Below are 25,570 nucleotides of genomic sequence, written 5' to 3' on the forward strand. Positions count from 1 at the left end.
TATATCGTTTATATTATAATTGTGTTATTTTACTTCCAACTATTGAGAGAAATTTCTCCGCTATTGAGCCAGATTTCTTTTCCATTATCACATTGAATTAAAAGTTTTCCATTTTCTGAGATGTCTTTAGCAAGTCCCTTGTGGTCTTTTTGATCTAGTGTGAAAGTAACTTCTTTTCCTAGAACGAATGACTGTTTTTTATATAGGTATAATAGCTCCTCTGCTGGTGTTTCGAAGAAAGCACGCCAGATTTCTATGATCAATTCATTCCTTGTTATAGGAGCTGTAGTTTTAAATAAGCTAGCAGCTTTTTCTTTTAATTCCTGAGGGAAGTCTTTAATGGTGAAATTGATACCTACTCCAATAATGATATCTGTGACTAAGCTTGTTTCTACAGAGGTCATTGCTTCAGTGAGAATTCCTCCAATTTTATGATTGTTTAGATAGATATCATTGACCCATTTTATGTCGACATCTATTAAAGTTAGGTTCTTAATAGCTTTGTAGATAGCTCCTGCTACAAGTAGTGTGTAGGACGGTAATTTGTCGTAAGGAAGATTTGGTTTGAGATGGAGTGTCATATAAATACCACCTTGTGGTGAGTAGAAGGAACGTTGAAAACGGCCTCGGCCTGCTGTTTGATAGGAAGCTAGATAGAGGGTATTTGCTTCATGGCCTAAATCAATTGCTTCTTTTGCATCTAGTTGTGTTGATTTTGTTTCGGTTTTAAAGCTGACTTTAATTGGAAGATTTTCTTCTAGAATCTCTGGAAGAATAAGGTCACCATTCACCAGTTTATAGCCTTTGTTTTTGATACTATCAATTTCAATGCCTTCTTGTTCTAGCCGCCTGATGGCTTTCCAAATTGATGTTCTGCTGAGGGATAGTTCTTCTGCGATTTTTTCTCCGCTGATATAATCGGTTTCTTTAGCTAGAATCTGGTAGACAGCTTGGTAGGATTTCATAGTGTTTCCTTTCTCACTAGTTGGTACTGAGAGTATCTTTTCTTGTATGACTTGGAGTCTGATTAAAGTATTGTTTATAAGCTTTTGAAAAATGGAGTGGATCTGAAAAACCTACTGAGTATGCAATTACCTTGATGGACTCTTGGGTATTTTCGAGAAGTTGTTTAGCTCGGTGCATTCGAACGTAGAGTAGGTATTCTTTGGGTGATAAGGTATTAAATTCTTTGAATACGCTTGATAAGTAGCTTCTGTGAACGGATAGCTCTTTTGCTAAATCTTGAATTGTAAGTGATTGAGGATAGTGGCTATCAATTAATCGTTTGCATTCAAGATAGAGTTGGTAGGTTGATGAAATATTCTTTTTTTTCTGATTGGGAGCAATAGTTCCCAGATGAAACATCAGTTCATGGAGTTGTCCCATGATATGGAGTTGAGCTAATTCATTTGATTTTGTAATCTGAGCGAAGCGGACAATGTCTGAGATGAGTTTTGCAGTAGACTGAGTATGACAAGTTTCAGATTGGACGAGATAGGATTGGTCAGAAATTTGAGAAAGAGCAAAATAGTCAGGAGCTTTCCCTCCAGTGATTCCTAACCAGTAGTAGGCCCAAGGTTCTTTACTATCTGCTTGATAAAAGGTTAGTTCATCTGGTTTTAATAGAAAGAAATCTCCTTCTTTTAAATCAACAATTTTACCCTTGTAATGAAATTTTCCTTGTCCTTTAGTAATGTAATGTAGAACGTATGTATCTCGAATTGCTGGACCAAAAGAGTAATTAGGTGTGCATTCCTCATATCCATAAAAGCTTAGGGAAAGGTCAATTGTTCCAGTCTGGTATTCTGAAAAAACTAGCATGTGCTACCTCCTACCTAACATTTTACCATATTCTTGAGACATTTTTCTATTTTAGAAAGCGATTTCAGATGATAAAATAGAGTCAATAAAGTGATGAGGTGAAGTAAATGGGAGTTAGGATAGAGAATAATCTATTTTATGTTGAGAGTAAAAATCTAAGCTTGATTATTGAAAATCGTGGTGGGTACTTACTTTTGAAACATTTAGGAAAGCCTATTAAGAACTATAAAGGTTCCAATAGTGTTTATGAACGAGACCATGCCTTTTCAGGAAATCCAACAGCTACTAATCGAACCTTTAGCTTAGATACGCAACGTCAAATTTTTGGACAACATGGTTTGGGTGACTTTAGAAAACCAACTTTACAGGTTCAGCATGATGCAACTGAAGTAACAGACTTTCGATTTGTAGAAGCAAAGATTTTAAAAGGTCAGAATGGTCCACAGGGCTTACCTTCTCCACATAGCATGGACGATACAGAGACTCTTGTCTTGATGTTAGAAGATTCTAAGGCTCAACTTAGTCTGAATTTGTATTATACTGCTTTTAATAATGCTGCGACAATTGCTAGCTACAGTAAATTGGAGAATAATAGTAACCAGGAAGTTGTTATCCATAAAGATTTTTCTTTTATGGCTGATGTTCCAGCGGCATCTTACGAAATAGTAACTCTGCAGGGTGCTTATGCTCGTGAAAAGACTGTTCGACGTCAACAGGTAGAACAAGGAATCTTTTCGATTAGTTCGAACCGTGGAGCTTCTGGGCATGCTCAAACACCAGCTCTTCTACTATGTGATCAAGGAGTCACAGAGGATGCAGGGAATGTGTTTGCTATTCAACTAATGTATAGTGGAAACTTTGAAGCTTTTGTTCAAAAAAATCAATTGAATGAAGTTCGGGTGGCTATTGGCATAAATCCGGAAAATTTTTCTTGGAAGTTAGACCCTGAGGAATACTTTGAAACACCGGTAGCTTTAGTGACTTATTCAGATAAGGGATTAACTGGTGTTAGTCATGAAAGTCATAATTTTGTACTGAAGCACATTCTGCCAAGTAAATTTTCTACAAAAGAACGCCCAATTCTAATCAATAACTGGGAAGCTACTTACTTTGACTTTCAGAGAGAAAAACTGTTAGAACTAGCTGATGAAGCTAAGAAAGTTGGAATTGAACTTTTTGTATTAGATGATGGTTGGTTTGGCAATCGTTTTGATGATAATCGTGCTTTAGGTGACTGGAGTGTTAATGAGAAAAAGCTGGGTGGAAGTCTAGAAAGTCTGATTTCAGCAATCCACGAAAGAGGTTTGCAGTTTGGGATTTGGTTAGAACCTGAGATGATTTCTGTAGATAGTGATTTGTATCGTAAACATCCTGACTGGGCTATTCAGGTTCCTGGCTATGAGCATACTTATTCTCGGAATCAATTAGTACTTAATCTTGCCAATCCTCAGGTAGTAGAATACTTGAAAAATGTCTTAGATGAACTCCTATCTTATCATGAGATTGATTACATTAAATGGGATATGAATCGTAATATGACTAAGCTAGGAAATGGCTTTACTTATCTAGAAACACAGATGCAATCTCATCAGTACATGCTGGGGCTTTATGAACTTGTCGCTTATCTGACAGAGAAGCACAGCCATATTCTCTTTGAGTCCTGCTCTGGTGGTGGTGGACGAAATGATCTTGGTATGATGCGCTATTTTCCACAAGTCTGGGCTAGTGATAATACAGATGCTATTGCACGTTTACCAATTCAATATGGCTCATCCTATCTCTATCCAACCATTTCTATGGGGGCTCATGTGTCAGCAGTACCGAATCATCAGATGGGACGGATGACACTATTGGAAACTCGTGGTCATGTAGCAATGATGGGAAATTTGGGATATGAGCTTGATTTGACAAGTTTATCCGATGAAGAGAAAGCTACGATTGCTAATCAGGTGAACTTGTATAAAGAATTACGACCAGTAGTTCAGTTAGGACAACAGTATAGACTCATTAACCCTGATACTGAATCCAATGAAGCAGCTGTACAATTTAATTACAAAAATCAAACGATTGTAACCTACGTTCGCGTTTTGTCAGTTGTAGAGACAATGGAAACAACTTTAAAGTTAAAAGATTTGGATGAAGAGGGACTGTATGAATTACAGGAAAATGGCGAAGTTTACTCAGGTGCAGAACTCATGTATGCAGGCTTAACTGTTATCTTATCCCAAGGAGATTTTTTGAGTAGACAGTATATTTTTAGAAGACTATAATAAAGGTGTATAAATTTATAAAGGAGGCTTTCCAATGAAATGGTATAAGAAAGCAGGTTTTCTTTTAGCAGCTGGTGCTAGTGTACTAGGCCTAGCAGCTTGTGGTCAGAATAATCAATCGACTGATGGAAAGGTAATGATTGAATTTTTTAACCAGAAGACCGAAATGGCGGATACTTTGCAAAAAATTGTAGATCATTTTGAAAAGGATCATCCTACTATTGATGTAAAACTGACGACTGTTCCGGCAGCTGGAATTGTTCTGAAGACTCGGATTTTATCAGGAGATGTTCCAGATATTGTTAATATCTATCCTCAAAATATAGATTTTCAGGAGTGGGCAAAAGCAGGTTACTTTACAGATATGACAGGGAAATCTTATCTTGAGAACATTAAGAATGACTATGCAGAAAAGTATGCAATCAATAATAAGATTTATAGTGTTCCTTTAACTGCTAACCTTTATGGAATCTATTACAATAAAACAAAGTTTAAAGAATTAGGACTTGAGGAACCGAAGACTTTTAAAAAGTTTCAAGAGATTGTTAAAAAGATAAAAGATAGTGGGAATTCTCCGTTTGCAGTTGCAGGCAATGAAGGATGGACATTAAACGGTTATCACCAACTTTCTCTCATTACCATTACAGGCAGTGGAGACGCAGCTAATAACTATCTTCGCTTTTCAAAACCAAACGCTATCTCTGTAGATGATGCTATTTTAAAAGCAGATGCAGAACGACTAGATTTGTTGGCAGACAATGCTCAAGATGGATGGCGTGGTGCTTCTTATAATGATGCGGTGGTAGCATTCTCGAATGAAAAAGCCTTGATGATGCCACAAGGATCATGGGCATTAGCAGCAATTAATCAACAGGATCCAAAATTTGATGTGGGGATGTTTGCCTTCCCAGGAGAAGAAGTAGGAAAAGAAGTCACTGTTGGTGCAGGGGACATGGCACTATCAACTTCAGCTACTACCAAACATCCTAAAGAAACCGAAGAATTTATCAGCTATATGACTAGTTCAAAAGCTATGCAAGCATATTATGATGTGGATGGATCACCAGTTGCTGTAAAAGGTGTACAGGAAAAAGAAGATTCAGCACTTGCAGAGATTTCTAAACTAGCATTTACGGATAAACATTATGTTTGGTTGGGCCAACACTGGAATTCTGAAGAAGATTTTTTTAATCTAAGTGCAGGTTACTTGATAGATAAAAATCTGAAAAATATGGCAAACAATCTCAATGCTTTCTTTAATCCAATGAAGGCAGATTTGGACTAGAATAGGAGTTAAGATGATATGGCTATTCGAAAAATTTTAAATAAATACTGGGGTTGGACTTTTTTGCTCATCCCGCTGGCATTACAAGCTATCTTCTTTTACTTTCCGATGGTGCAAGGTGCTTTCTATAGTTTGACTAACTGGACTGGATTGACCTACAATTATAAATTTGTTGGTCTGAATAACTACAAATTGCTGATGATTGATGGGAAATTCTTCACAGCCATTGCTTTTACTTTGATTTTAACCCTGGCATTGATTATTGGAGAGATTACAATTGGGATGGTTGTGGCTCGAGCCTTGAATTCTAAGATGAAAGGGCAGACCTTCTTTAGAGCATGGTTCTTTTTCCCGGCGGTTTTGTCTGGTTTGACAGTTTCCTTGATTTTTAAACAATTCTTCAACTATGGTCTTCCAACGATTGGAAAAATTTTAGGGATTAGTTTTTTACAAGAAAGTCTATTAGGAACACCAATCGGAGCGGTAGTGGCAACTATTTTTGTTCTTCTATGGCAAGGAGTAGCAATGCCAATTATTCTCTTTCTTGCTGGTCTTCAGAGTATTCCATCTGATATTTTGGAGGCGGCATCAATTGATGGTGCAACAAGCAAACAAACTTTTTGGAAAATTGAATTACCATATTTGTTGCCAACGATTTCTATGGTTTTTATCCTAGCTCTTAAGTCCGGTTTGACTGCCTTTGATCAAATTTTTGCCTTGACGAGTGGTGGTCCTAATAATGCTACAACGTCTCTTGGTCTTTTAGTCTATAACTATGCCTTCAAGAGTAATCAATATGGATATGCGAATGCAATTGCCTTGATTTTATTCTTAATTATTGGAATTGTTTCTCTGATCCAAATCAAACTATCAAAGAAATTTGAAATCTAATAGGGGAGTCTTACACATGAAAAAAGAAGAAAAATTGAATCAGTTTTGGAAGTATGTCCTCTTGATAGTAGGTGGTATTCTTATACTTGTTCCTTTGTTGGTAACGGTTTTTAGTTCCTTCAAGACAACCAAGGATATCATGAATCATTTCTTTAGTTTGCCCAATCCTTTTACATTAAGCAATTATGAACGATTGGTTTCGGATGGGATTGGAGGTTATTTCTGGAATTCAGCTGTTATTACGGTATTATCATTGATTGTAGTAGCCTTCTTTATACCAGCTGCAGCCTATTCCATTGCTCGAAATATGTCCAAGAAAAAAGCCTTTGCAATTATGTATTCGCTCTTGATCTTAGGGATATTTGTTCCATTTCAGGTGATTATGATTCCTATTACAGTTATGATGAGTAAACTCGGCCTGGCAAATATGTGGGGGTTGGTACTACTCTATCTAACTTATGCAATTCCACAGACCCTCTTCTTGTATGTCGGTTATATTAAAATCAGTGTACCAGATAGTTTAGATGAAGCTGCGGAAATTGATGGGGCTGATCGATTTACAACTTACCGTCGAATTATCTTTCCAATGCTGAAGCCTATGCATGCTACAACCTTGATTATCAATGCATTATGGTTCTGGAATGACTTTATGTTGCCATTGTTGATTTTGAATAAGGATTCCAAGCTGTGGACTTTGCCTCTCTTCCAGTATAACTACCAAGGTCAGTATTTTAATGACTATGGGCCAAGTTTTGCATCCTATATTGTTGGAATTGTAACAATTACTGTCGTCTACCTCATCTTCCAAAAACATATTATTTCAGGAATGAGCAACGGAGCAGTGAAGTAAGAAGAGACTAGAGAAGCTATGATTCCTGATACAGAGGAATAGTTCAGCTAGTTGACAATTTTATGTGAAAACAAGAAAGTAGTACTTAGTTTATTGAAGTCTATATTTAGTACGAGTTTGATGATAAACAGAGATTTAATACTCAATGAAAATCAAAGAGCAAACTAGGAAGCTAGCCGCAGGTTGCTCAAAGCACAGCTTTGAGGTTGCAGATAAAGCTGACGTGGTTTGAAGAGATTTTCGAAGAGTATAACATGAATTTGATTTACGAAGCCAAGTCATATGAGACTTGGCTTCAATTAGAAAAAGGAGAGTAATGATGCCAATTCAAAATAAAACCATGTTGATTACCTATTCAGATAGTCTGGGAAATAATCTTAAAGACTTATATGATAATTTGGAAGAGCATTTTGGAGATGCTATTGGGGGAGTTCACCTTCTACCATTTTTCCCATCAACAGGTGATCGTGGATTTGCGCCAGTTGACTACGACGAAGTGGACTCAGCTTTTGGTGATTGGGAGGATGTTAAGCGTTTAGGTGAGAAATATTATCTTATGTTTGACTTTATGATTAACCATATTTCTCGTCAATCTAAGTATTATAAGGACTATCAAGAAAAACATGAAGCCAGTGAATTTAAAGATCTCTTTTTAAACTGGGATAAGTTTTGGCCGGAAAATCGTCCGACACAAGCTGATGTAGACTTAATTTACAAGCGTAAGGATCGTGCACCAAAGCAAGAGATTGTCTTTGCAGATGGGTCAGTGGAACATTTGTGGAATACCTTTGGTGAGGAGCAGATTGATCTTGATGTGACCAAAGAAGTAACGATGGAATTTATCCGTAAGACCATTCAGCACTTGGCAAGTAATGGGTGTGATTTGATTCGCTTAGATGCCTTTGCTTATGCAGTGAAGAAATTGGATACCAATGATTTCTTTGTGGAACCAGATATTTGGGATTTATTGGACAAAGTTCGAGACATCGCTGCTGAGTATGGAACAGAGCTCTTACCTGAGATTCATGAACATTATTCGATTCAGTTTAAAATAGCGGATCACGATTACTATGTTTATGATTTTGCTCTTCCAATGGTGACACTTTATACTCTTTACAGTTCCAGAACAGAGCGTTTGGCTAAGTGGTTAAAGATGAGCCCAATGAAGCAATTTACGACGCTAGACACCCATGATGGGATTGGAGTAGTAGATGTCAAGGATATCCTGACTGATGAGGAAATTGACTATGCTTCAAATGAACTCTATAAGGTTGGAGCGAATGTCAAACGTAAGTACTCTAGTGCCGAGTATAACAATTTAGATATCTACCAAATCAATTCAACCTACTATTCTGCGCTTGGAGACGATGATGTCAAGTATTTTCTCGCTCGTCTAATTCAAGCTTTTGCCCCAGGTATTCCTCAGATTTACTATGTAGGTCTATTAGCAGGCAAGAATGACTTGAAATTGTTAGAAGAAACTAAAGAAGGTCGAAATATTAATCGTCATTACTATAGCAATGAGGAAATATCAGAAGAGGTCCAACGTCCTGTAGTGAAGGCCCTTCTCAATCTATTTTCTTTCCGTAACCGTTTAGAAGCCTTTGATCTAGGAGGGACTATTGACGTTGAAACACCAACAGCTCAAAGCATTGTAATCAAACGTCAAAATAAAGATAAGTCCGTAACAGCAGTAGCAGAAATTGATTTGCAAAATCAGACTTATCGGGTAATTGAGAATGGAGTTGAAGTAACATTTTGAAGCCTTGATATGGTTGATAAAATAGTTTTTTTATTTTAGTAAACGTTTCCCTTGTTTTCAAATTGCTAAAAAAGTGGTACAATATAGGATAGCTTACTATTATCTGAATCAACTGATTTGGAGAGAAAGGATTCATTTTGAAATCAATAGGCTTTATTGAAAAGCTGAAAGGGTTGTCTAGTAAAGAGCTGATTTTATTGGGAATTATCCTGAGTATCTTTTTGCCCTTTTATCTTTTTGTAGTTGTATTCTGTTTATATATTATCAGTTTGATTTTTACAGGAGACATGAAAAGTATTCTTCAGAAAATGGGGGAGCATCCGATGCTGCTTCTTTTTCTTGGCTATAGTACTGTTATATCCATTCTTGCACAAAATTGGATGGGGCTTGTGGCTTCAGTAGGAATGTTTCTATTTACTATTTTCTTTTTGTATTATCAGTCGATTTTATCCCATAAATTCTTTCGCTTGATTTTGCAGCTCGTCTTATTTGGTAGCGTCTTGTCAGCTGTTTTTGCGAGTTTAGAGCATTTCCAAATTGTGAAGAAATTCAACTATGCTTTTCTTTCACCTAACATGCAGGTGTGGCATCAGAATCGTGCAGAAGTGACCTTCTTTAATCCTAATTATTATGGAATTATTTGTTGTTTCTGTATCATGATTGCCTTCTATTTGTTTACAACGACCAAGTTGAATTGGTTGAAAGTATTCTGTGTGATTGCAGGCTTTGTGAATCTCTTTGGTTTGAACTTTACTCAAAATCGAACTGCCTTTCCTGCTATTATCGCTGGAGCCATTATCTATCTCTTTACGACCATTAAAAATTGGAAGGCCTTTTGGCTTAGTATTGGGGTCTTTGCGATTGGCTTGAGCTTCCTCTTTTCTAGTGATTTGGGAGTTCGGATGGGGACTTTAGACTCTTCTATGGAAGAACGCATTTCTATCTGGGATGCTGGGATGGCCTTATTTAAGCAAAATCCTTTCTGGGGTGAGGGGCCATTGACCTACATGCACTCGTATCCTCGGATAAATGCTCCTTATCATGAACATGCTCACAGCCTTTACATTGATACGATTCTGAGTTACGGAATTGTGGGAACTATTTTACTAGTTTTGTCTTCTGTTGCTCCTGTTCGCTTGATGATGGATATGAGTCAGGAGTCGGGGAAACGCCCGATTATCGGCCTTTATCTATCTTTCCTTACAGTGGTTGCTGTGCACGGAATCTTTGACTTGGCCCTCTTCTGGATTCAGTCAGGCTTTATTTTCTTGTTAGTTATGTGCAGTATTCCATTGGAGCATCGAACCTTGGTATCGGACATGACGGATTAAGTTTATAAGATTACAATCTTCTACCTTGGGTGGGAGATTTTTATATACACTGGACATGTCGTGCATCTGAGGTGTAAGTCCTCTGTAGGGATCCACTATCGGTGAATACAATAGCTCTCCCCAAGCCTGACTATCGTGAGGTAGTGGATTAAAATGGTCTGGGGATAGATCGTTTTAAGTCTGACGCAGGAAATAAGAATTGTCAGAGAAAGCAATAGTGAAATCGTACGCTATGAACAGGAACGTGATAGTAAGGCGTATATAGTGGATAAGGTAGCGAAAAATTTTAAAGTATAAAAGATAGTCTTAATCTATATGTGTAAATCACGAAAGTAATTGAATTCGGAATAAGGTTGGTGTGAAAAAGACATAGTAAACTGAATCTTGAATACTAGAATGATACTTCTACAATATTGTTATAATTTAATTTGAATTCCAAAATCACATTGTTCCGTCCGTATTTCATTTTACTATAGGTCTTCCTAAGCTCCAAAGTTTCTGAGCCAAATTTCCTATTTTCACTGTAGTCTTTGACACTTCGAACGACAATTTGAATCATATATTCAAAAAAAAATGAAAAATTTGTGTTAATAAGCCTAAATATTCTGAAAATTTGTTTGATTTTTAATGGATAATATGATATAATGGTTGTCAATCTATAATTCACATAAACAGAGGAGTAGAAAATGAAAAAAAGTCGTGTATTTGCTACAGCAGGTCTTGTTTTATTAGCAGCAGGTGTACTTGCAGCATGCAGTTCTTCAAAATCATCTGATTCATCAGCCCCTAAAGCTTATGGCTATATTTATACAGCAGACCCAGAAACCTTGGACTACCTGATTTCAAGTAAAAATAGTACAAAAGTAGTGACTTCAAATGGGATTGATGGTTTATTCACTAACGATAATTACGGGAATCTTGCTCCTGCAGTTGCAGAGGATTGGGAAGTCTCTAAGGATGGTTTGACCTATACTTATAAGATTCGTAAAGGGGTTAAATGGTTTACCTCTGATGGAGAAGAATATGCAGAGGTGACGGCTAAAGATTTCGTGAACGGTTTAAAACACGCAGCAGATAAAAAATCAGAAGCTATGTATTTAGCTGAAAATTCGGTTAAAGGCTTGGCAGATTATCTATCAGGAACTTCAACAGATTTTTCAACAGTTGGTGTCAAGGCGGTTGATGATTATACGTTACAATACACTTTGAACCAGCCTGAACCGTTCTGGAACTCTAAGTTGACTTATTCTATTTTCTGGCCTCTGAATGAAGAATTCGAAACATCAAAAGGAAGCGATTTTGCTAAACCAACAGATCCGACATCCTTGCTTTATAATGGTCCATTCTTGTTGAAAGGGTTGACTGCAAAATCTTCTGTAGAGTTTGTAAAAAATGAACAATATTGGGACAAAGAAAACGTCCACCTAGATACTATAAATCTGGCTTACTATGATGGCTCAGATCAGGAGTCGCTAGAGCGTAACTTCACTAGTGGAGCTTATAGTTTTGCTCGTCTTTTCCCTACCAGTTCCAACTACTCTAAGGTTGCAGAAGAATACAAGGACAATATCTATTACACACAACCAGACTCTGGGATTGCTGGTATAGGTGTGAATATTGATCGCCAAAGTTACAACTATACTTCTAAAACTACCGATTCAGAGAAAGCCTCTACTAAGAAGGCATTGCTTAACAAAGATTTCCGTCAAGCCTTGAATTTTGCTTTTGATCGCTCAGCTTACTCTGCTCAAATCAATGGTAAAGATGGAGCAGCTTTAGCAGTTCGTAATTTATTTGTAAAACCAGACTTTGTTTCAGTTGGTGAGAAGACCTTTGGTGATTTAGTCGCTGCTCAACTTCCTGCCTATGGAGATGAGTGGAAAGGTGTGAATTTAGCTGATGGGCAGGATGGTTTATTCAATGCTGACAAGGCCAAGGCAGAATTTGCAAAAGCTAAGAAAACTTTAGAAGCAGACGGCGTTCAGTTCCCTATTCATTTGGATGTTCCAGTAGACCAAGCAGCAAAAGGCTACATATCCCGTATTCAGTCCTTTAAACAATCTGTAGAAACAGTTCTTGGTGCTGAAAATGTCGTGGTTGATATTCAACAAATGACAAGAGATGAATTTCTTAATATCACTTACTATGCTGCTAATGCGTCAGCTGAGGATTGGGATGTATCGGGAGGAGTTTCATGGGGGCCAGACTATCAAGACCCATCTACTTACCTGGATATTTTAAAAACAACTAGTAGTGAAACTACAAAAACATATTTAGGATTTGATAATCCAAATAGCCCTTCAGTAGTTCAAGTTGGTTTGAAAGAATACGATAAATTAGTTGATGAAGCTGCCAAAGAGACAAGCGACTTGAATGTCCGTTATGAAAAATATGCAGCGGCTCAAGCATGGTTGACAGATAGTTCACTCTTTATTCCTGCTATGGCTTCTGCTGGTGCAGCACCGGTGCTTTCACGAGTTGTTCCATTTACTGGAGCTTCTGCGCAAACAGGCTCTAAGGGGTCAGATGTTTACTTCAAATATTTGAAATTACAAGATAAAGCGGTGACTAAGAAAGAGTATGAAAAAGCTCGTGAAAAATGGTTGAAAGAAAAAGCTGAATCAAATGAGAAAGCTCAAAAAGAATTGGCAAGTCATGTGAAGTAAATAATTTCTAATAGAACTTTCTCTCCATGAGGAGAAGGTTCTTTTGGGATTTTTAAAGGAAATAATATGAAAAAATATATTTTTATGCGTGTTTTGCGGTCATTGGTTTCGATTTTCTTAGTGACGACTTTGACCTACACGATTATCTATACCTTGGTTCCTCGAAAATTGATTTTCAAGCAGGATCCTAACTATAATAAAATTGCGACAACGGCTGATAAACGTGATAACTATGAAAACACTGTGTTTGAGCGTATGGGCTACATTGAGTATTACGATACTAAAGAGTTGCAAGAAAAGGCAAGTAGCATGGATTCTTCTGTAACAGTAGAGGCAAATGCGACCAATAAAGCTATTTATGAAAAGTACATCAATCAATTAGGTCATGGTTGGACTTTGGGAGAATTTACTGAAAGTGGTCAATTCTATGCTACTCGTGAAATTCCAATTTTTGAACGTGTTTTTCACTTCTATGCTAACTTGATTGATATTGATCATACAAATAAAATTCAAGACCCTGAAAATCCAGACTTGAAACGCTACCTTCGTTTCGAAAATGATCCAGCTATCGGATGGTCATTGGTCGGTTCAGGCACTAAACATAAATATCTCTTGTACTTCAACAGTCAGTTCCCATTTGTGCATCAAAATTTTGTGAATATTAATTTAGGTGACTCCTATCCAACCTATGCTAATACACCAGTTCTTCAGGTTATTACTCAAGGTCAAGGACAAACCAAAACTGCCCAAGTTCAGTTCCCAACAGGTAAGAAAACGTCTTCTGTAAATATTTACTCAAGAACCTACAAGTCACCTAGTCAGGCTGACTCTCGTGAAGTAGCTAGCTATGGGAAAGATGATCCTTATACAGCGACTGAAAGTAACTACCAATATCCTTCAATGATTGCCAGCTCTGCTGTTGTAGGATTGATCGGTTTGGTGATTTCTTATGCGATTGCCGTGCCACTTGGTTCAGCTATGGCTCGCTTCAAGAATACTTGGATTGATAGCTTTTCAACAGGGGCTTTGACCTTCTTGATGGCTCTTCCAACAATTGCCTTGGTTTATATCGTTCGTTTGGCTGGTTCTTCAATCGGTTTGCCAGATTCATTCCCTATCTTGGGTGCTGGAGATTGGCGTTCGTATGTTTTACCAGCAGTTATCCTTGGTTTGTTGGGTGCTCCGGGTACAGCTATTTGGATTCGTCGTTACATGATTGACTTGCAATCACAAGACTTTGTTCGTTTCGCTCGTGCAAAAGGTTTGTCTGAAAAAGAAATTTCAAACAAACACATCTTTAAAAATGCCATGGTTCCGCTGGTTTCAGGAATTCCTGGTGCTGTTATTGGGGTTATCGGTGGTGCAACCCTTACTGAAACAGTCTTTGCCTTCCCAGGTATGGGTAAAATGTTGATTGACTCTGTAAAAGCATCTAATAACTCTATGGTCGTTGGTCTTGTCTTCATCTTTACATGTATTTCTATCTTCTCACTTCTTTTGGGAGATATTTGGATGACCATTATTGACCCACGTATTAAATTGACTGAGAAAGGAGGCAAATAATGTCTACAATCGATAAAGAAAAATTTCAGTTTGTAAAACGTGACGATTTTGCCTCTGAAACTATTGATGCGCCAGCATATTCTTACTGGAAATCAGTGTTTAGACAATTTATGAAGAAAAAATCAACTGTAGTCATGTTGGGAATCTTGGTAGCCATCATTTTGATGAGTTTCATCTACCCAATGTTTTCTAAGTTTGATTTCAATGATGTCAGCAAGGTAAACGACTTTAGTGCTCGTTATATCAAGCCAAATGCTGAGCATTGGTTCGGTACAGACAGTAACGGTAAATCTCTTTTTGACGGTGTCTGGTTCGGAGCTCGTAACTCCATCCTCATTTCTGTGATTGCGACAGTGATTAACTTGGTTATCGGTGTCTTTGTCGGTGGTATTTGGGGTATTTCAAAATCAGTAGACCGTGTGATGATGGAAGTTTATAACGTCATCTCAAACATCCCATCTCTTTTGATTGTTATTGTCTTGACTTACTCAATCGGAGCTGGATTCTGGAATCTGATTTTTGCTATGAGTGTAACAACATGGATCGGGATTGCCTTCATGATTCGTGTGCAAATCTTGCGTTATCGTGATTTGGAATACAACTTGGCGTCACGTACTTTGGGAACACCAACCTTGAAGATTGTTGCCAAAAATATCATGCCTCAATTGGTATCTGTTATTGTGACAACCATGACTCAAATGCTTCCAAGCTTTATCTCATACGAAGCCTTCTTGTCTTTCTTCGGTCTTGGATTACCGATTACAGTGCCAAGTTTGGGTCGTTTGATTTCGGATTATTCACAAAACGTAACAACCAATGCTTACTTGTTCTGGATTCCATTGACAACCCTTGTCTTGGTATCCTTATCTCTTTTCGTAGTTGGTCAAAACTTAGCGGATGCTAGTGATCCACGTACACATAGATAGGAGTAGAAATGACAAAAGAAAAAAATGTAATTTTGACTGCTCGCGATATTGTCGTGGAATTTGACGTTCGTGACAAAGTATTAACAGCCATTCGTGGCGTTTCCCTTGAACTAGTTGAAGGAGAAGTATTAGCCTTGGTAGGTGAGTCAGGATCAGGGAAATCTGTTTTGACAAAGACTTTCACAGGTATGCTTGAAGAAAATGGTCGCATTGCTCAGGGTAGTATTGACTACCGTGGTCAGGATTTGACAGCCTTATCTTCTCACAAGGATTGGGAACAAATTCGTGGTGCTAAGATTGCGACTATCTTCCAGGACCCAATGACTAGTTTGGACCCAATTAAAACAATTGGTAGTCAGATTACAGAAGTTATTGTAAAACACCAAGGAAAAACAGCTAAAGAAGCGAAAGAATTGGCCATTGACTACATGAATAAGGTTGGGATTCCAGACGCAGATAGACGTTTTGATGAATACCCATTCCAATATTCTGGAGGGATGCGTCAACGTATCGTAATTGCTATTGCCCTTGCCTGCCGACCTGATGTCTTAATCTGTGATGAGCCAACGACTGCCTTGGATGTGACTATCCAAGCACAGATTATTGATTTGCTCAAATCATTACAAAACGAGTACCATTTCACAACAATCTTTATTACCCACGACCTTGGTGTGGTAGCAAGTATTGCGGATAAGGTAGCGGTTATGTATGCAGGAGAAATCGTTGAGTATGGAACTGTTGAGGAAGTCTTCTATGACCCTCGCCATCCATATACATGGAGTCTCTTGTCTAGCTTGCCTCAGCTTGCTGATGATAAAGGGGATCTTTACTCAATCCCAGGAACACCTCCGTCACTTTATACTGACCTGAAAGGGGATGCCTTTGCCTTGCGTTCTGACTATGCAATGCAGATTGACTTCGAACAAAAAGCTCCTCAATTCTCAGTATCAGAGACACATTGGGCTAAAACTTGGCTTCTTCATGAGGATGCTCCAAAAGTAGAAAAACCAGCTGTGATTGCAAATCTCCACGATAAGATCCGTGAAAAAATGGGATTTGCCCATCTGGAAGACTAGGAGGAAGGAAATGTCTGAAAAATTAGTAGAAATCAAAGATTTAGAAATTTCCTTCGGTGAAGGAAGTAAGAAGTTTGTCGCGGTTAAAAATGCTAACTTCTTTATCAACAAGGGAGAAACGTTCTCGCTTGTTGGTGAGTCAGGTAGTGGGAAAACAACTATTGGTCGTGCGATAATCGGTCTCAATGATACAAGTAATGGTGATATTATTTTTGAGGGTCAAAAGATTAATGGTAAGAAATCGCGTGAACAAGCTGCGGAATTGATTCGTCGTATCCAGATGATTTTCCAAGACCCTGCAGCAAGTTTGAATGAACGTGCGACTGTTGATTATATTATTTCTGAAGGTCTTTACAATCATCATCTGTTTAAGGATGAAGAAGAACGTAAAGAGAAAGTTAAAAATATTATCCGTGAAGTGGGTCTTCTTGCTGAGCACTTGACTCGTTACCCTCATGAGTTCTCAGGTGGTCAACGTCAACGTATCGGTATTGCCCGTGCCTTGGTCATGCAACCAGACTTTGTTATTGCGGATGAGCCAATTTCAGCCTTGGACGTTTCTGTACGTGCCCAAGTCTTGAACCTGCTCAAAAAATTCCAAAAAGAACTCGGTTTGACTTATCTCTTCATCGCCCATGATTTGTCGGTCGTTCGCTTTATTTCAGATCGTATCGCAGTTATTTATAAGGGTGTTATTGTAGAGGTTGCAGAAACAGAAGAATTGTTTAACAATCCAATTCACCCATATACTCAAGCCTTGCTTTCAGCGGTACCAATTCCAGATCCAATCTTGGAACGTAAGAAGGTCTTGAAGGTTTACGACCCAAGTCAACACGACTATGAGACTGACAAACCTTCTATGGTTGAAATCCGTCCAGGTCATTATGTTTGGGCGAACCAAGCCGAATTGGCACGTTATCAACAAGGATTAAACTAATAATGGTTTTATAATTTCCATGTCAACTTTTATGGAAATTATAAACCTTTTTTTGTTGGACTGATTTGAAAAAACTTTGAAAGCGGCTTGAAAGAATTTTCGAAAAATTTTAAAAAATTCTGAAATATTCTTGACAGCTGATGAAAAAGGTGGTAAGATAGGAAACATCAAAAAAGAAAGCAGAAAAAGAAATGAATAAGAAACAAGCTGTAACGATGAATCAAAACTTTTACTTTAGCTACTTTAGATAGTGTTTGTAGACATGTCACCATGGATGCAAACAGTTCAAGCAATTTGTTTGTATCTATGTGGCTAAGATTTTTGATTGTGGTCCATATAGATGAATATCTAAATGGACTAGCTAAGTTATAACTTGTTAGATTATTTCAAGCATCCGTTTAGGTATTATCTAGGCGGTTTTTTGTTTTATACTCTTCGAAAATCTCTTCAAACCACGTCAACGTCGCCTTGCCGTACTCAAGTACAGCCTGCGGCTAGTTTCCTAGTTTGCTCTTTGATTTTCATTGAGTATTATCTTTTCTGAGAAGGAGTTTCATTATGAAAGTTGTTCGAAAATTACTAGCCCCTCTCTTGGTAGTGGGGATTCTCTTGACCTCTCTGATTAGTTTGCATCAGTTGAAGGCAGATAAGAAGAAAGATGTATTTCGTATCGGTATTTCGCAATTTATTACTCATCAATCTTTGGACGCTACTAGAGAAGGTTTTGTGGATGAGCTGGCCAAGCAAGGCTATGTTGAAGGGAAAAATATCGAGATTGATTTGCAAAATGCACAGGGAGAACAACGAAATCTAAAAACGATTTCCCAGCAACTAGCAGAATCTAGTGATGTCGTTCTAGCTATCGCAACGCCTTCTGCTCAGAGCTTGGCTAATACAACACAAACGACACCGGTTATCTTTTCAGCTGTAACAGACCCTGTCAGTGCCAAGTTGGTTGAGTCAAGAGAGCATCCTGGGGGCAATGTAACTGGGACAAGTGACCAGTCATCAGATGCTATTTCAACCCAAATCAACTTAATAAAGAAAGTCCTACCAAAGGCTAAAACGATTGGAATTCTCTATACTCAGAGCGAGCCAAACTCAGTTGTCCAAAAGGATGAAGCTAAGCGCCTTCTGGAAGAAAAAGGCTTTACCGTTGTTGAAAAAACAATCTTGGACAGTAACAACGTCAAGGCTGCTGCAGAAAGCTTGATGGCAGAGGTGGATATGGTTTTTGTACCAACGGATAATATCATTTCATCAACCATGGAAACAGTTAAGCAGGTTTCTATTAAACACAAGGTTCCAGTATTTGGTGGTTCAACAGAAATGGTTGCGGTTGGTGGTTTGTATAACTACGGAACCAATTATGAAGAATTGGGACGTCAGACAGCAAGAATGCTAGTTCGTGTCTTAAAAGGTGAGAAGCCAGAAAATATAGCAGTTGAGTTGCCTGAAAAGCTGGAATTGCATACCAATCAAGAAATGGCAGATGCATTGGGAATTGATATTAGTAAGCTAGAAGGCAAGGAATAAGGAGGTTTAAGATGAATTTTGTATTATCTAGTTTATCAGAAGGTTTGCTATGGTCGATTATGGCTATTGGGGTCTACTTGACTTTCCGTATTTTGGATATTGCGGATATGACTGCTGAGGGAGCCTTTCCTCTGGGGGCAGCAGTCGTTGTATCACAGATACAGGCAGGGACAAATCCTTGGATTGCGACTTTACTTGCTTTGTTTGCAGGTATGGTAGCAGGTCTAGTATCAGGAATGCTCCATACCAAGATGAAAATTCCAGCTCTCTTGACAGGGATTGTGACCTTGACAGGGCTTTATTCGATCAATATTAAAATCATGGGAAGTGTGCCCAATCTTTCCTTGGGAGATTCTTCAACTGTCTTTAAACAATTGGCGAGCTTAGGGCTGACAACTGAAGAAGCCGTTTTCTCATTCAGTTTAGCCTGTCTCTTACTTGTTTGTTTGGTCTTGACTCTTTTGATGAAAACAGAGATTGGCTTGGTCTTGCGCTCAACTGGGGACAATATTCCGATGAGTGAGGCCAATGGGGTCAATGTAGACACCATGAAGATTGTTGGTTACATGATTTCAAACGGCTTGATTGCCCTATGTGGTTCCTTGTTTGCCCAAAATGATGGATTTTCAGATGTGACTTCTGGGACAGGAACCATCGTTGTTGGCTTGAGTGCAGTCATTATTGCAGAAGTATTGATACACGACTTGACCATTGGAGGTCGCTTGTTATCCATCGGAATCGGTGCTATTGTTTACCGTTTGATTATTTTAAATATCTATGAAATTCCAAATCTAGATCAAAATTTGGTTCGTCTCTTTAATGCAATCTTGTTAGCCTTGGTTCTATTTGCACCAGAGTTGCAAAAGAGATTAAAGATTCGTGGTTTGAAATTGAGAAATGAATAGGAGGAGAAAGTTATGGCAAGTTTGTTAACACTTGAAAATATTCACAAAACATTTGAAGCAGGGACGGTCAATGAGAACCATGTCCTCAAAGGATTAGATTTAGAGGTTGAAGAGGGAGATTTTATCTCTGTGATTGGTGGAAATGGAGCAGGGAAATCCACTTTGATGAATATCTTGGCTGGCAATCTATCGGTGGACGAAGGGGACCTTCTACTGGCAGGCAAATCCATTAAAAATCTGAGTGTAAGGAAGAGAGCCAAGGATATCGCCCGTGTTTTTCAAGATCCTAAGATGGGAACAGCTTCTCGTTTGACGATTGAGGAGAATATGGCTATTGCCTTGAGACGCGGGCAGAAGAGAGGGCTTGGTTGGGGCGTGAAGGAGAAGGACAGAATCCAGTTCCAAGAGGCCTTGAAAGAGTTGAATATTGGCCTTGAAAACCGCTTAAAAGTAGATACTCAATACCTTTCAGGAGGGCAAAGACAGGCCTTGACCCTAGTCATGGCAGCTCTAGTGAAACCCAAACTTTTGCTTTTGGATGAACATACTGCGGCCCTTGACCCAAAAACTAGTCAAATGGTGATGGACTTGACGCAAAAGATTGTGGAGCACCATCAGTTGACGACTTTGATGATTACCCACGATATGAATCATGCGATTGAGTATGGTAATCGTCTCATTATGCTCTATCAAGGCAAGATAGTGGTAGATGTCAAAGGAGAAGAGAAAAAACATCTGACAGTTGAAGACCTCATGCATCTCTTCCAGAAAAATAGTGGCCAAAGTTTGGTCAGTGATGAATTGGTTTTGGGATAAAGAAAAAGGCTGAGATCTAGTGTCTCAGTCTTTTATTTCTTGCGTTTTGCAAAATCTCTTCAAACCACGTCAGCTCTATCTGCAACCTCAAAACAGTGTTTTGAGCAGCATGCGGCTAGCTTCCTAGTTTGCTATTTGATTTTCATTGAGTATAAACTCAGTAAGGAACTCTCTTTCGCAGAAAAGCAGGGTTCTTTTTGCTGTTTATTCCATCCCTGAAAGTGTAGAACAAACTGGTCAGGGTGGCTAGTTTGTGGTATAATGAAAGGGACTCAAAAAGAAATAGGAGAAAAATGATGGATTTACTTTTAGCAATTGTATTGATTGTGCTAGCTTTTCTAGGAGGAGCTCTTGGAGGAATGTACTTGGTTCGTAAGCAAATTGAAAAAGAATTCGCTGACAACCCACGTTTGAATGCTGAAGCAGTTCGTACTCTTTTGAGTGCAAATGGTCAAAAACCAAGCGAAGCTAAGGTACAACAAGTTTACCACCAAATCATCCGCCAACAAAAGGCAGCCCTTGCTAACAATAAAAAGAAAAAATAAATAAGGAAAAGTCTGGGATGAAAATTCCAGACTTCTCACTATGTTGGCTAAGGGTTTAGGGATGAGACTTTTTCCTTGCATTCTATTGATATTTGATTATGATTAAGAGAGATAGTTGTTGCTTAGGCTGTCATTTATTCATAGAGACAAGTAATCATAATGAGCTATCAATCAGAAAAAAGACTAGAAAGAAGACTGTATGGATAATCGACCAATTGGTTTTTTGGATTCGGGTGTCGGGGGCTTGACCGTTGTGCGCGAGCTCATGCGCCAACTTCCCCATGAAGAAATCGTCTATATTGGAGATTCGGCGCGGGCGCCCTATGGTCCCCGTCCTGCTGAGCAAATTCGTGAATATACTTGGCAGTTGGTCAACTTTCTCTTGACCAAGGATGTCAAAATGATTGTCATTGCTTGTAATACTGCGACTGCCGTCGTCTGGGAAGAAATTAAGGCTCAACTAGATATTCCTGTCCTAGGTGTGATTTTGCCAGGAGCTTCAGCAGCCATCAAGTCCAGCCAAGGTGGGAAAATCGGAGTGATTGGAACACCCATGACGGTACAATCAGACATCTACCGTCAGAAAATCCATGATCTGGATCCGGACTTACAGGTGGAGAGTTTGGCCTGTCCCAAGTTTGCTCCCTTGGTGGAGTCTGGTGCCCTGTCAACCAGTGTCACCAAGAAAGTGGTCTATGAAACCCTGCGTCCCTTGGTTGGCAAGGTGGATAGCCTGATTTTGGGTTGTACCCATTATCCACTGCTCAGACCTATTATTCAAAATGTCATGGGGCCCAAGGTTCAGCTCATCGATAGTGGGGCAGAGTGTGTACGGGACATCTCAGTCCTACTCAATTATTTTGAAATCAATCGTGGTCGTGATGCCGGATCACTCCATCACCGTTTTTACACAACAGCCAGCAGCCAAAGTTTTGCACAAATTGGTGAAGAATGGCTGGAAAAAGAGATTCATGTGGAGCATGTAGAATTATGACAAATAAAATTTATGAATATAAGGATGAACAGGACTGGTATGTCGGGTCCTATGGTATTTTTGGTGGCGTCCGGACGTTGACGGATGATGACTTGGATTTTCCTCTATTGGAGTTTGCCCAAAGATTTCGAGATGAGGATCGAGGTTTTCCTGTTTCTGTTACTGTTTTACGCTATGGTTCTCTCTACCGTTTATTGTCTTTTGTGGTAGATATCCTCAACCAAGAAATGGGACGAAATGTGGAAGTCATCCAACGTCAGGGGGCTTTTCTCTTAGTTGAAAATGGGCAACTCCTGCATGTAGAATTGCCTAAAGAAGGTGTTGATGTAGAAGCTTTCTTTGAGACAAACAAGGTCAGAGAAACCTTATTGATTGCGACTCGAAACGAGGGCAAGACCAAGGAATTCCGAGCTATCTTTGACAAGCTAGGCTACGATGTGGAAAATCTTAATGACTATCCTGACTTACCTGAAGTAGCTGAAACAGGCATGACCTTTGAAGAAAATGCCCGTCTCAAGGCAGAAACTATTTCTCAATTAACGGGCAAGATGGTTTTGGCAGATGACTCAGGTCTCAAAGTCGATGTCCTTGGTGGCTTGCCAGGTGTCTGGTCAGCTCGTTTCGCAGGAGTGGGAGCTACTGACCGTGAAAACAATGCCAAACTCTTGCACGAATTGGCCATGGTCTTTGAACTCAAGGACCGCTCGGCTCAATTCCATACAACCCTAGTCGTAGCCAGTCCAAACAAGGAAAGTTTGGTTGTTGAAGCAGACTGGCCTGGCTACATTAACTTTGAACCTAAGGGTGAAAATGGCTTCGGCTATGATCCTCTCTTCCTTGTAGGAGAGACAGGCAAGTCATCAGCTGAATTAACCCTCGAAGAAAAAAATAGTCAATCTCACCGTGCCTTAGCCGTTAAGAAACTTTTGGAGGTATTTCCATCATGGCAAAGCAAACCATCATTGTAATGAGCGATTCTCATGGCGATAGCTTGATTGTGGAAGAAATCCGTGATCGCTATGTGGGCAAAGTCGATGCCGTTTTTCATAATGGCGATTCTGAACTGCGTCCTGATTCTCCACTTTGGGAGGGCATCCGTGTTGTTAAAGGGAACATGGACTTCTACGCCGGCTACCCAGAACGTTTGGTGACTGAGCTTGGTTCGATCAAGATTATCCAAACCCATGGTCACTTGTTTGACATCAATTTCAACTTTCAAAAGCTGGACTACTGGGCTCAGGAAGAAGAGGCCGATATCTGCCTTTATGGTCACTTGCATGTGCCAAGCGCTTGGATGGAAGGCAAGACCCTCTTTCTAAATCCAGGTTCCATCAGTCAACCACGTGGGACCATCAGAGAATGTCTTTATGCTCGTGTGGAGATTGATGATAGTTATTTCAAAGTGGACTTTTTGACACGAGTCCATGAGGTGTATCCGGGCTTGTCCAAGGAGTTTAGCCGATGATTGCCAAGGAGTTTGAGACTTTCTTGTTGGGGCAGGAGGAAACTTTTTTGACCCCTGCTGAAAATCTAGCCGTGTTGATTGATACTCACAATGCGGATCATGCAACCCTCTTGCTCAGTCAGATGACCTATACCCGTGTTCCCGTTGTGACAGATGAAAAACAGTTTGTTGGGACGATTGGGCTCAGAGATATTATGGCTTATCAGATGGAGCATGATTTGAGTCAAGAAATCATGGCAGATACGGATATCGTTCATATGACGAGAACGGACGTAGCGGTCGTCTCGCCTGATTTTACCATTACGGAGGTCTTGCACAAGCTGGTAGATGAGTCCTTCTTGCCGGTTGTGGATGCGTCTGGTATTTTCCAAGGAATTATCACGCGCAAGTCTATCCTCAAGGCAGTCAATGCCCTCTTGCATGACTTTAGTAAGGAATATGAGATTCGATGCAAATAAAAGACAGGATTTCAGACTTTTTAGAGGAAAAGCAGGGTCTGTCTGCCAATTCCAAGCAGTCCTATAGGTATGATTTGGAGCAATTTTTAGACATTGTAGGCGAGCGGATTTCTGAGACCAGTCTCAAGATTTACCAAGCCCAGCTAGTCAATCTAAAAATCAGCGCTCAGAAGCGAAAGACTTCGACCTGTAACCAATTTCTCTACTTTCTCTATCAAAAAGGAGAAGTGGATAGCTTTTACCGCTTGGAATTAGCTAAACAAGCTGAAAAGAAGACCGAAAAGCCAGAACTGTTAGACTTAGACTCTTTTTGGCAGGAAAGCGACTATCCAGAGGGCCGCTTACTGGCTCTCCTGATTTTGGAAATGGGGCTCTTGCCCAGTGAGATTTTAGCCATCAAGGTTGCAGATATCAATCTGGATTTTCAGGTGTTGCGAATCAAGAAGGCTTCCCAACAGAGGATTGTCACCATTCCCACGACCTTGCTTTCAGAATTAGAACCCTTGATGGGGCAGACTTATCTCTTTGAAAGGGGAGGGAAAGCCTATTCTCGTCAGTGGGCCTTTCGTCAGCTAGAATCCTTTGTCAAGGAGAAAGGTTTTCCGGCCTTATCAGCCCAAGCCTTGCGGGAACAGTTCATTCTACGACAAATAGAAAACAAGGTCGATTTGTACGAAATTGCAAAAAAATTAGGATTAAAAACAGTCCTGACTTTAGAAAAATATAGATAATGGATATTAAACTAAAAGATTTTGAAGGGCCTCTGGACTTGCTCTTGCACCTGGTTTCTAAGTACCAGATGGATATCTACGATGTGCCTATCACAGAAGTCATCGAACAGTATCTAGCCTATGTCTCAACCCTGCAGGCCATGCGTCTGGAAGTGACGGGGGAGTACATGGTCATGGCCAGTCAGCTCATGCTGATCAAGAGTCGCAAACTACTTCCAAAGGTAGCAGAAGTGACAGACTTGGAGGATGACCTAGAGCAGGATCTTCTCTCTCAAATCGAAGAATACCGCAAATTCAAGCTCTTAGGGGAGCGCTTGGAAGCCAAGCACCAAGAACGGGCCCAGTACTATTCCAAAGCACCGACAGAGTTGATTTACGAAGATGCGGAGCTTGTGCATGACAAGACGACCATTGACCTCTTTTTGGCTTTTTCAAATATCCTAGCCAAGAAAAAAGAGGAGTTTACTCAGAACCACACGACCATCTTGCGGGATGAGTATAAGATTGAGGACATGATGATTATCGTGAAAGAGTCCTTGACTGGACGAGACCAGTTGCGCTTGCAGGATTTGTTTAAGGAAGCCCAGAATCTCCAAGAGGTCATTACCCTCTTTTTGGCAACCCTAGAGTTAATCAAAACCCAGGAGCTGATCCTCGTGCAAGAGGAAAGTTTCGGAGATATTTATCTCATGGAAAAGAAGGAAGAAAGTCAAGTGGCCCAAAGCTAGACTTGATAGAGAGG

General features: G+C 39.5%; 22 protein-coding genes and 1 pseudogene. 21 read left to right on the forward strand and 2 right to left on the reverse strand.

The annotated features are described in order from the left end of the window. Window positions 1–29 precede the first annotated feature (29 nt). Together birA and SP4011_RS02110 are read right to left on the reverse strand one after the other, a co-directional pair. Window positions 30–965, reverse strand: coding sequence for a bifunctional biotin--[acetyl-CoA-carboxylase] ligase/biotin operon repressor BirA (gene birA, locus SP4011_RS02105; RefSeq protein WP_338619645.1), 936 nt, complete (start codon window positions 963–965; stop codon window positions 30–32). After that, a pseudogene (locus tag SP4011_RS02110) lies at window positions 962–1,821 on the reverse strand (AraC family transcriptional regulator). Before SP4011_RS02110 ends, birA begins: the two are co-directional and overlap by 4 nt. 107 nt (window positions 1,822–1,928) lie before the next feature. Between SP4011_RS02110 and SP4011_RS02115 the strand changes: the two are divergent. From SP4011_RS02115 to SP4011_RS02215, 21 genes are all read left to right on the forward strand, one after another. Beyond that, complete coding sequence (locus SP4011_RS02115) at window positions 1,929–4,091, forward strand: alpha-galactosidase (protein ID WP_338619646.1); 2,163 nt, start codon at window positions 1,929–1,931, stop codon at window positions 4,089–4,091. Between the two features lie 34 nt (window positions 4,092–4,125). Beyond that, window positions 4,126–5,376, forward strand: a complete 1,251-nt coding sequence (locus SP4011_RS02120; protein WP_338619647.1) for an extracellular solute-binding protein — start codon at window positions 4,126–4,128, stop codon at window positions 5,374–5,376. Between the two features lie 18 nt (window positions 5,377–5,394). Then, window positions 5,395–6,267: a carbohydrate ABC transporter permease gene (locus SP4011_RS02125; RefSeq protein ID WP_001007715.1), complete on the forward strand. Its 873-nt coding sequence runs from the start codon at window positions 5,395–5,397 to the stop codon at window positions 6,265–6,267. 16 nt (window positions 6,268–6,283) lie between these two features. Next, window positions 6,284–7,117, forward strand: coding sequence for a carbohydrate ABC transporter permease (locus tag SP4011_RS02130; protein ID WP_338619649.1), 834 nt, complete (start codon window positions 6,284–6,286; stop codon window positions 7,115–7,117). 319 nt (window positions 7,118–7,436) lie between these two features. Beyond that, window positions 7,437–8,879: a sucrose phosphorylase gene (gene gtfA, locus SP4011_RS02135; protein WP_112445793.1), complete on the forward strand. Its 1,443-nt coding sequence runs from the start codon at window positions 7,437–7,439 to the stop codon at window positions 8,877–8,879. Between the two features lie 137 nt (window positions 8,880–9,016). Beyond that, window positions 9,017–10,210: an O-antigen ligase family protein gene (locus SP4011_RS02140; RefSeq protein ID WP_173233271.1), complete on the forward strand. Its 1,194-nt coding sequence runs from the start codon at window positions 9,017–9,019 to the stop codon at window positions 10,208–10,210. Window positions 10,211–10,896: 686 nt separating this feature from the next. Continuing rightward, a complete protein-coding gene (locus tag SP4011_RS02145) occupies window positions 10,897–12,876 on the forward strand; it encodes a peptide ABC transporter substrate-binding protein (protein WP_262081318.1) in 1,980 nt (659 codons plus the stop codon). A gap of 66 nt (window positions 12,877–12,942) precedes the next feature. Further along, the gene (locus SP4011_RS02150) at window positions 12,943–14,439 is read left to right on the forward strand and encodes an ABC transporter permease (RefSeq protein WP_077804683.1); all 1,497 of its coding nucleotides are present in this window, start codon (window positions 12,943–12,945) and stop codon (window positions 14,437–14,439) included. Continuing rightward, window positions 14,439–15,365, forward strand: coding sequence for an oligopeptide ABC transporter permease OppC (gene oppC, locus SP4011_RS02155; protein WP_000103703.1), 927 nt, complete (start codon window positions 14,439–14,441; stop codon window positions 15,363–15,365). Before SP4011_RS02150 ends, oppC begins: the two co-directional genes overlap by 1 nt. An 8-nt stretch (window positions 15,366–15,373) precedes the next feature. Beyond that, window positions 15,374–16,441 carry an ABC transporter ATP-binding protein gene (locus tag SP4011_RS02160; protein WP_000159551.1) on the forward strand — a complete coding sequence of 356 codons (1,068 nt, stop codon included), beginning with the start codon at window positions 15,374–15,376 and terminating at the stop codon, window positions 16,439–16,441. A 10-nt stretch (window positions 16,442–16,451) separates the two neighbouring features. Next, window positions 16,452–17,378 carry an ATP-binding cassette domain-containing protein gene (locus SP4011_RS02165; RefSeq protein ID WP_042900321.1) on the forward strand — a complete coding sequence of 309 codons (927 nt, stop codon included), beginning with the start codon at window positions 16,452–16,454 and terminating at the stop codon, window positions 17,376–17,378. 558 nt (window positions 17,379–17,936) lie between these two features. Further along, window positions 17,937–18,914, forward strand: a complete 978-nt coding sequence (locus tag SP4011_RS02170; RefSeq protein ID WP_000869840.1) for an ABC transporter substrate-binding protein — start codon at window positions 17,937–17,939, stop codon at window positions 18,912–18,914. 11 nt (window positions 18,915–18,925) lie between these two features. Continuing rightward, window positions 18,926–19,819, forward strand: coding sequence for an ABC transporter permease (locus SP4011_RS02175; protein ID WP_338619651.1), 894 nt, complete (start codon window positions 18,926–18,928; stop codon window positions 19,817–19,819). Window positions 19,820–19,831: 12 nt separating this feature from the next. Continuing rightward, entirely contained in the window at window positions 19,832–20,635 is an 804-nt protein-coding gene (locus SP4011_RS02180; RefSeq protein ID WP_000157661.1) for an ABC transporter ATP-binding protein, read from the forward strand. A gap of 296 nt (window positions 20,636–20,931) precedes the next feature. Beyond that, a complete protein-coding gene (locus SP4011_RS02185; protein ID WP_000364990.1) occupies window positions 20,932–21,180 on the forward strand; it encodes a YneF family protein in 249 nt (82 codons plus the stop codon). 199 nt (window positions 21,181–21,379) lie between these two features. Further along, window positions 21,380–22,174 (forward strand): glutamate racemase, encoded by a 795-nt coding sequence (racE, locus tag SP4011_RS02190; RefSeq protein ID WP_173213163.1) that lies wholly within the window; start codon window positions 21,380–21,382, stop codon window positions 22,172–22,174. Next, window positions 22,171–23,142: a nucleoside-triphosphate diphosphatase gene (locus tag SP4011_RS02195; protein WP_050972308.1), complete on the forward strand. Its 972-nt coding sequence runs from the start codon at window positions 22,171–22,173 to the stop codon at window positions 23,140–23,142. Before racE ends, SP4011_RS02195 begins: the two co-directional genes overlap by 4 nt. Further along, the gene (locus SP4011_RS02200) at window positions 23,118–23,639 is read left to right on the forward strand and encodes a metallophosphoesterase (protein WP_338619660.1); all 522 of its coding nucleotides are present in this window, start codon (window positions 23,118–23,120) and stop codon (window positions 23,637–23,639) included. Before SP4011_RS02195 ends, SP4011_RS02200 begins: the two co-directional genes overlap by 25 nt. Next, window positions 23,636–24,097, forward strand: a complete 462-nt coding sequence (gene cbpB, locus SP4011_RS02205) for a cyclic-di-AMP-binding protein CbpB (RefSeq protein WP_004260968.1) — start codon at window positions 23,636–23,638, stop codon at window positions 24,095–24,097. The genes SP4011_RS02200 and cbpB overlap by 4 nt, the downstream gene beginning before the upstream one ends. Beyond that, window positions 24,094–24,828: a site-specific tyrosine recombinase XerD gene (gene xerD, locus SP4011_RS02210; RefSeq protein ID WP_316043873.1), complete on the forward strand. Its 735-nt coding sequence runs from the start codon at window positions 24,094–24,096 to the stop codon at window positions 24,826–24,828. The genes cbpB and xerD overlap by 4 nt, the downstream gene beginning before the upstream one ends. Next, window positions 24,828–25,556, forward strand: coding sequence for a segregation/condensation protein A (locus tag SP4011_RS02215; protein WP_173219670.1), 729 nt, complete (start codon window positions 24,828–24,830; stop codon window positions 25,554–25,556). The genes xerD and SP4011_RS02215 overlap by 1 nt, the downstream gene beginning before the upstream one ends. The last annotated feature ends 14 nt before the right edge of the window (window positions 25,557–25,570 follow it).

Origin of the sequence: Streptococcus parapneumoniae, assembly GCF_037076355.1 — a bacterium.
In the GTDB taxonomy this organism is placed as follows: Bacteria; Bacillota; Bacilli; order Lactobacillales; family Streptococcaceae; genus Streptococcus; species Streptococcus parapneumoniae.